General features: G+C 71.3%; 5 protein-coding genes. All 5 read left to right on the top strand.

The features are described 5' to 3' along the window. Positions 1–140: 140 nt before the first annotated feature. The 5 genes from D180_RS15105 to D180_RS15125 all read left to right on the top strand — a co-directional run bounded on the left by D180_RS15105 (position 141) and on the right by D180_RS15125 (position 3,313). A complete protein-coding gene (locus D180_RS15105; protein ID WP_017913454.1) occupies positions 141–1,007 on the top strand; it encodes a DUF692 domain-containing protein in 867 nt (288 codons plus the stop codon). Continuing rightward, positions 1,004–1,750: a putative DNA-binding domain-containing protein gene (locus D180_RS15110; RefSeq protein ID WP_017913455.1), complete on the top strand. Its 747-nt coding sequence runs from the start codon at positions 1,004–1,006 to the stop codon at positions 1,748–1,750. The genes D180_RS15105 and D180_RS15110 overlap by 4 nt, the downstream gene beginning before the upstream one ends. Positions 1,751–1,791: 41 nt before the next feature. Next, positions 1,792–2,445 carry a ribonuclease T gene (rnt, locus tag D180_RS15115; protein WP_017911007.1) on the top strand — a complete coding sequence of 218 codons (654 nt, stop codon included), beginning with the start codon at positions 1,792–1,794 and terminating at the stop codon, positions 2,443–2,445. Between the two features lie 45 nt (positions 2,446–2,490). Then, positions 2,491–2,823 carry a low molecular weight protein tyrosine phosphatase family protein gene (locus tag D180_RS15120; RefSeq protein ID WP_017913456.1) on the top strand — a complete coding sequence of 111 codons (333 nt, stop codon included), beginning with the start codon at positions 2,491–2,493 and terminating at the stop codon, positions 2,821–2,823. A gap of 61 nt (positions 2,824–2,884) precedes the next feature. Next, positions 2,885–3,313 (top strand): hypothetical protein, encoded by a 429-nt coding sequence (locus D180_RS15125; protein ID WP_017913457.1) that lies wholly within the window; start codon positions 2,885–2,887, stop codon positions 3,311–3,313. Positions 3,314–3,460 lie beyond the last annotated feature (147 nt).

Here is a 3,460-nt window from a genome sequence, read left to right on the forward strand (position 1 = left end):
CAAGGCCGGCGACGGCAGCTGCGGTGCGCACGCCCCGGCGACGCCGGCCAAGCCCGCGGCGGCCGGAAGCGCCGCCACGCCCCAGGCCAAGCACGACGACAAGGCCATGGCCGAAGGCAAGTGCGGCGAGGGCAAATGCGGTGGCAGCCTCTGAACCACCCCGGTACGACGCCCGGCCGCTGGCCGCGGCCAGCGCCGGCCTCGGGCTGCGCCGCGGCCTGCTGCAGGACCTGCTGCAGGCGCCGGCGGATGCGTTCGACTTCCTCGAATGCGCACCGGACAACTGGATCGGCGTCGGCGGCCGCCCCGGGGAACTGCTGCAGACGCTGAGCGCGCGGCATCCGCTCAGCTGCCACGGCCTGTCGCTGTCGCTGGGCGGTGTGGCGGCGCTGGACACCACCCTGCTGCAGCAGACCCGGCATTTCCTCGACCGGCACCGGGTCGCGCTGTACAGCGAACACCTCAGCTACAGCGCCGACGACGGCCACCTCTACGAACTGCTGCCGCTGCCGTTCACCGACGAAGCGGTGCGCCACGTCGGCGCGCGCATCGCCCAGGTGCAGGACGCGCTGGGCCGCCGCATCGCGGTGGAGAACGTCTCCTACTACGCCGCACCTAGCCAGGCGATGAGCGAAGCCGCCTTCGTGACCGCGGTGCTGGCCGAGGCCGACTGCGACCTGCTGCTGGACGTCAACAACGTGCACGTCAATGCGTGCAACCACCGCGACGACGCGCTGGCCTTCCTCGCCGCCCTGCCCAGCGCACGCATCGCCTCGTACCACGTCGCCGGCCACCGCGACGACCCCGCCAGCGGGCTGAAGATCGACACCCACGCCGCGCCGGTGGCCGACCCGGTGTGGACCCTGCTTGCCACCGCCTACCGCCTGCACGGCGTGCGTCCCACCGTGCTCGAGCGCGACGGCCAGTTCCCGCCGCTGGGCGAGCTGCTGGACGAAGTGCAGTGCATCCGCGCCGCGCAGGCGCATGCGCCGTCGCCCGACGCATGAGCGAGACGCTGCGCGCGCAGCAGTTCGCGCTGACCCTGCATCTGCGCGATCCGCAGCGACACCCGCCGCCGGCCGATATCCCGCCGCAGCGCTTGGCGGTGTACCGCGCCCTGTTCTTCGACAACCTGGCGCAGTTGCTGAGCGGCCAGTTCCCGGTGCTGCGCGCCACCCTCGGCGACGCCGACTGGGAGGCGCTGCTGCGTGCGTTCTGCGCCGAACACCGCGCCCGCACGCCGCTGTTCCCGCGCCTGGGCGAGGAACTGGTGGCGTTCCTGGCGCAGCGCGCACCCGATCCGCAGCGTCCCTGGCTGGCCGAACTGGCGCACTACGAGACCGTGGAACTGCAGGTCCAGATCGACGATGCGGCGCTATCGCCGCACGATCCGCGCGGCGACCTGCTCGACGGCATCCCGCTGCTGTCGCCCTGGCTGCGCCTGTTGCGCTATCGCTGGCCGGTGCAACGGATCGGCCCGGCCTGGCAGCCGGATACGGCGCCGGCGCAGCCGACCTGTCTGCTGGCGCGGCGCGAGGCCGACGGCCAGGTGCGCTTCGCCGAACTGGCGCCGCTGGCCTATGCCGTGCTGGCGGCGCTGCAGTCCGGCACGCGCAGCGGACACGCACTGCTGCTGGATCTGGCCGCCGCGCACGGCCTTGCGCCTGCTGCCCTGCTGGACGAGGGCGCGGCCCTGCTGGAACGGCTGCGCGCGCAGGGCAGCGTGCTCGGCACGCGTTTGCCCGAGTGACGCCGCGGCGGCCGGCGGCCGCGCTCTGCTAACCTTGGCGGATGAACGATTCGGTCGACAGTCCCTCGCAACCCCTGGTCATCACCCCGATGTCGCGGCGTTTCCGCGGCTATCTGCCCGTGGTGGTGGACGTGGAAACCGGCGGTTTCGACTGGAACAAGCATGCGCTGCTGGAGATCGCGGTGGTGCCGATCGAGATGGACGATTTCGGCCAGCTCTATCCCGGCGTCACCGCCAGCGCGCACGTGGTGCCGGCGCCCGGCACCCTGATCGATCCGAAGTCGCTGGAGGTCACCGGCATCGTCCTGGACCATCCGTTCCGCTTCGCCAAGCCCGAACGCGAGGCGCTGGACCATGTGTTCGCGCCGGTGCGCGCGGCGGTGAAGAAGTACGGGTGCCAGCGCGCCATCCTGGTCGGCCACAACGCCCATTTCGATCTCAACTTCCTCAACGCCACGGTCGCCCGCTGCGGCCACAAGCGCAACCCGTTCCATCCCTTCAGCGTGTTCGACACCGTCACCCTCGCCGGCATCGCCTACGGCCAGACCGTGCTGGCGCGCGCGGTGCAGGCCGCCGGCTTCGACTGGAACGCCGCCGACGCGCACAGCGCGGTCTACGACACCGAGCAGACCGCGCGCCTGTTCTGCAAGATCGCCAACGCCTGGCCGGCCCCACCGGTCGGCGCGGCGCCATAGCCGCGGCATGGATTGCAAGGCACGCGCGCGCCGCCAGCCGCTCGCATGACCCGCCACCTGCTGTTCGTGTGCAGCCGCAACCGGCTGCGCAGCCCCACCGCCGAACAGGTGTTCGCCACCTGGCCCGGCGTGGACACCGCCTCGGCCGGCGTCGACCACGACGCGGACACCCCAATCACCCCGGAACTGCTGGAGTGGGCGGACATCGTCTTCGTCATGGAACCGGCGCATCGGAACAAGCTGTCGCGGCGGTTCAAGCGCCATCTCGGCCGCGCACGCATTGTCTGCCTCGACATCCCCGACGACTACGGCTACATGGATCCGGCGCTGGTGCAGCTGCTGACCGCGAAGGTGTCGCGGCACCTGCCCGCGCGCTGATCCTGTGCTCGCCCGCCGCACCCAGCGCGCAGACGCCCCCCCACGAACGATCACCCTTCCAGTGAACAAGACCGACGCCCTGACCTTCCTGCGCGCGCAGCAACCGCTGCCCGACGACGACCAGCTCACCCAGGACCTGATCGACGCCTATGACGCGGCGCGACGCCTATTCCTCGCCGCTCCGGACCACGCCGCGCTGCCGCTGTTCCTGCGCTCCTTCGGCAAGGGCGACGGCTGGGGCGTCTATCCGCTGGTCGAAGACCTGTTCCATGCCTGCAGCCGCGGCGAGGCCATCGTCGCAATCCGGGAGGCGCTGGAAGATCCCAGGCTCCCTGGCGGTAGCCGCTACTGGGTCACCCAGCTGGCCGCCGCCTTCGCGGATCCGACCTTGCGCGCGGGCCTGGCCCTGTCGTTGCGGTCGGAACATCCAGACACCCGTGAGGCGGCGGAGATGGCGCTGGAGATGCTGGACCAACACGCCGCACGCTGAAACGCTCGCGTCTGCGATCACGCGACAAGGTAGAACGACAGCACTCGATCCGCATGCCCGGACGCATGCACTCAGCCCACGCACACCCGATCGCGCCCCATGCCCTTGGCCCGGTACAGCGCACCATCGGCGCGCTCCAGCCACTGG

This window comes from Xanthomonas sp. SHU 166, from assembly GCF_000364685.1.
GTDB lineage: Bacteria > Pseudomonadota > Gammaproteobacteria > Xanthomonadales > Xanthomonadaceae > Xanthomonas_A > Xanthomonas_A sontii.

What these genes read in the sequence shown, in the direction of transcription:
- D180_RS15110 (WP_017913455.1), top strand. Translation starts at nt 1,004, where the DNA reads ATGAGCGAGACGCTGCGCGCGCAGCAGTTCGCGCTGACCCTGCATCTG.
- rnt (WP_017911007.1), top strand. Translation starts at nt 1,792, where the DNA reads ATGAACGATTCGGTCGACAGTCCCTCGCAACCCCTGGTCATCACCCCG.
- D180_RS15120 (WP_017913456.1), top strand. Translation starts at nt 2,491, where the DNA reads ATGACCCGCCACCTGCTGTTCGTGTGCAGCCGCAACCGGCTGCGCAGC.